Here is a 3710-nt window from a genome sequence, read left to right on the forward strand (position 1 = left end):
CGCGGAGCATGCTCCACGGCGGCCGGATCCGGGTCGACGACGCCGCCGGCGCGGACCTGGCCCGCGCACTGCTCGACGCCACCGTCGCGCACCCGCGGCCGTCCGGCGGACCGTCTCACCGCGACGTCACGGTGGTGATTCCGGTGCGCGACAACGCCGCCGGACTGCGCCGGCTGATGGCGGCGCTGCGCGGCCTGCCGGTGGTGATCGTCGACGACGGGTCCGCCATCCCGGTGACCCGCGGCCGGCTCGACGGCGGTGACGGCGGTGACTGCGGTGACATCGAAATCCTGCGGCATCCGGCGAGCCGGGGGCCGGCCGCCGCCCGCAACACCGGACTGGCCCGCTGCCGAACCGACCTGGTGGCCTTCCTCGACGCCGACGTCCTGCCCCGGCGCGGCTGGCTGGAGGCGTTGCTCGGCCATTTCAGCGACCCCGCGGTCGCCCTGGCGGCACCGCGGATCGTGGCACTGCACCCGGGTGGCGGACTGATCGCCCGCTACGAGGCCGTTCACTCCGCCCTCGACCTCGGCGGACGGGAGAGCCCGGTCGTGCCCTACGGGCCGGTGTCCTACGTCCCCAGCGCCGCGATCGTCTGCCGCCGGTCGAGCGTCCTCGACGTCGGCGGATTCGATGAGGCTCTGCACTGCGGTGAAGATGTCGACCTGTGTTGGCGGCTGCTGAAAAGCGGGTTCCGGCTTCGTTACGAGCCGGTCGCGCTGGTCGCCCACGAGCACCGGACCGGAATGCGGGAATGGTTGTCCCGCAGAGCCTTCTACGGCGCCTCGGCCGCCCCGCTGGCACTGCGCCACCCGGACAACTGCGCGCCACTGGTGATCCCGCTGTCGAGTCTGCTGACCTGGGTTTCGGTGGCGACCGGGTCGCTGCCCGGCGTGCTGGCCGGTGCCGGGTTCGCCGGCCTGCACACCCGCAGGGTGGTCCGGACCCTGCGGCGCAACGGCCTCGGCGGCGCCGAGGCGGGGGCGCTGGCCGCCCGCGGCCTGGCCTACGGGGCGTTGCAGGTCTGTTCGGCGGTATGCCGGCCGTACTGGCCGGCCGCGGCACTGGCCGCCGTGGTGTCCCGCCGGTCCCGGCGGGCGGTGGGCATCGCCGCGGTCATCGACGCCGCCCACGGCTGGACTACCCGCGGCCGACCGCCCGGGCAAGCGGCCAGACCGATCGGACCGCTGAGTTACCTGACTCTCAAGAGACTCGACGACGTCGCCTACGGGGCCGGGGTGTGGCGCGGGCTGCTGCGGGAACGGACACTGCGACCGCTTCGGCCCGAGATCAAGTGACCGACGTCCTCATCGTTGGCGCGGGAAGCGCCGGATCGGTTCTGGCGGAACGGCTTTCGGTCGATCCGAAGCGCCGGGTGACGGTGCTGGAGGCGGGCCCGAGCCGCAGCGACCCGGCCATCAGGGCGTTGACCGACTCGGCCGCGACGCTGCCGATCGGTGCGGACAGCCCCGTCGCCCACCACTACCGAACCGCCCTGACCGCCGACCGGTACGGCGACATCGTTCGGGGTTCGGTGGTCGGGGGATCGGGTGCGGTCAACGGCGGCTACTTCCGCCGCGGGTTGCCCGCCGACTTCGACGACGGTGTTCCCGGCTGGTCCTGGGCCGACGTCGAACCGCACTACCGCGCCGTGGAGAGCCGCATCCACCCCGAGACCGGGCGCCGATTCGCCGCCGGCACAGCGGCGTTCGCCGACGCCGCCGCGGCAGCCGGGTTGGCCGTCGAGGCGGTCCCGCTGAACATCGTCGACGGAATCCGCCGCGGACCGGGTGCGGTGTTCCTCGAGCCGGCGTTGGGCCGGCCCAACCTGACCGTGCTGACCGGCACCCGGGTGACCCGGCTCCGCGTCGCCGACGGCCGCGTCACCGGCGTCGAGGCGGTCGGACCCGGCGGCGCCGCGCGGATCGAGGCCGCCCGGGTGGTGCTCTCGGCGGGTGCGGTGGAGTCGGCGCACCTGATGATGCTCTCCGGGATCGGTCCCGCGGAGACACTGACCGCACTGGGCATCCCGGTGGTGGCCGACCTGCCCGTCGGCCGGAGGTGTCAAGACCACCCGGAGTGGCTGATGTCCACCGGCTGGCCGGTCACCCCGGGGCATCCGGTTCTCGAGACGGTCTTGAGCATCGAGGGTCTGGAGATCCGGCCCTACACAACGGGATTCGGGTCGGCGACGACCAGCATCGGGGTGGCGCTGATGCGGCCGAGGTCGCGCGGCCGTCTCACGCTGGTATCCGCCGACCCGGCCGTCGCACCGGCCATCGAGCACCGCTACGACAGCGAACCGGACGACATGGCCGACCTGCGGCGCGGCTGCGACCTCGTCGCCGCAATCCTCGGCGGTGCAACCGCTCTGGGCCCGCCGGCCTGGTCCACCTCACAGCACCTGTGCTCGACGGCCCCGATCGGATCGGTGGTGGACCCGCAATGCCGGGTGTACGGGGTGGACGGCCTGCAGGTCATCGACGGCTCGGTGCTGCCGCGAATCCCCGGTCGCGGGCCGCACGCCACCATCGCGATGCTGGCCCACCGCGCCGCCGAATTCGGCTGAGGGGGTCAGCTGAGCTCGCAGCGGATCGGCAGGTGCTTGAGGCCGCCGACGAACGTGGTCGCCATGTGCTCGGGTTCGCCGGCCAACTCGATGGACCTGATGCGCGGCACCAGTTCGGTGAACAGGCTGTTGATCTCCATCCGGGCCAGCGCGGCGCCGAGGCAGAAGTGCACGCCGTATCCGAAGGACAGGTGCTTGTTGGGGTCGCGGCCCACATCGAAGCGGAACGGGTCGTAGAACGCGTCCTCGTCGCGGTTGGCCGAGACGTAGGACAGCAGCACCGCCTCGCCCCTGGCGATCGGAACGCCGCGAACCACGGTGTCGGCCTGGGCGGTTCGCATGAACTCCTTGACCGGCACCACCCAGCGGATCATCTCCTCGACCGCGGTGCCCATCAGCGACGGGTCCCTCTTGAGCCGGTCCAGTTCCCCGGGGTTCTCCAGCAGGGCCAGCAGGCCGCCGGCGATCCCGGCACTGGTGGTGTCGTGCCCGGCGCTGGCCACGATCACGTAGTAGGACAGCGTGTCCATGTCGGAGATCGGTTCGCCGTTGATCTTCGCGTTGGCGATGGCCGAGGCCAGGTCCTCGGTGGGATGCTCGCGGCGGGACTGGGTCAGGGCGGTGAAGTACATGAAGAAGTCCAGCAGGACGGCCTGCATGTCCTCCACGCCGCCGCCGCGCTGGAGTTCCTCGTCGTTGCCGCCGAACATCTCCTGGGTCAGCTTGAGCATCCGCGGGAAGTCCGAGTCGGGCAGGCCCAGCATGGTCAGGATGATGTAGAGCGGATAGTTCACCGCGATCTCGGTGGCGAAGTCGAGTTCCGGGCCCTTCTCGGCCATCCTGTCGACGTAGACCTTGGCCAACTCGTCGCAGCGGGACTTCAGTGCGCGCATCGCCTTGGGCCGGAACCAGTCCACGCCGATCTTGCGCATGTCCCGGTGATGCGGGTCGTCCATGTGGATCAGGGTGCGCAGGCCGACGCCGGCCTCCATGTCCCGCAGCAGGGCGTCATCGGCTTCGGCGACGGCCAGCAGCGGCCGCGGATAATTGGTGAACAGGTTGTTCTGCCGCTCGATCTCCATGACGTCGGCGTGCTTGGTGATCGCCCAGAACGGCCGGTATTCGTCGACGTCCACCCAGG

At 71.5% G+C, this 3710-nt stretch carries 3 protein-coding genes; 2 read left to right on the forward strand and 1 reads right to left on the reverse strand.

Going from position 1 to position 3710, the window contains the following annotated elements; all coding sequences use genetic code 11:
* Together mftF and mftG are read left to right on the forward strand one after the other, a co-directional pair.
* Positions 1-1298: mycofactocin biosynthesis glycosyltransferase MftF (gene mftF / locus ADBZ5U_RS15010; protein ID WP_526811519.1), on the forward strand; the 1298-nt coding region annotated here is incomplete at its 5' end.
* A complete protein-coding gene (mftG, locus tag ADBZ5U_RS15015; RefSeq protein WP_526811521.1) occupies positions 1295-2569 on the forward strand; it encodes a mycofactocin dehydrogenase MftG in 1275 nt (424 codons plus the stop codon). The genes mftF and mftG, both read left to right, overlap by 4 nt.
* A gap of 5 nt (positions 2570-2574) precedes the next feature.
* On the opposite strand, the gene ADBZ5U_RS15020 is transcribed toward mftG, so the two are convergent.
* Positions 2575-3710 (reverse strand): cytochrome P450 (locus ADBZ5U_RS15020; protein WP_526811523.1); only part of this gene is annotated, 1136 nt, incomplete at its 5' end.

The organism is Mycobacterium sp., from assembly GCF_040398885.1.
GTDB lineage: Bacteria > Actinomycetota > Actinomycetes > Mycobacteriales > Mycobacteriaceae > Mycobacterium.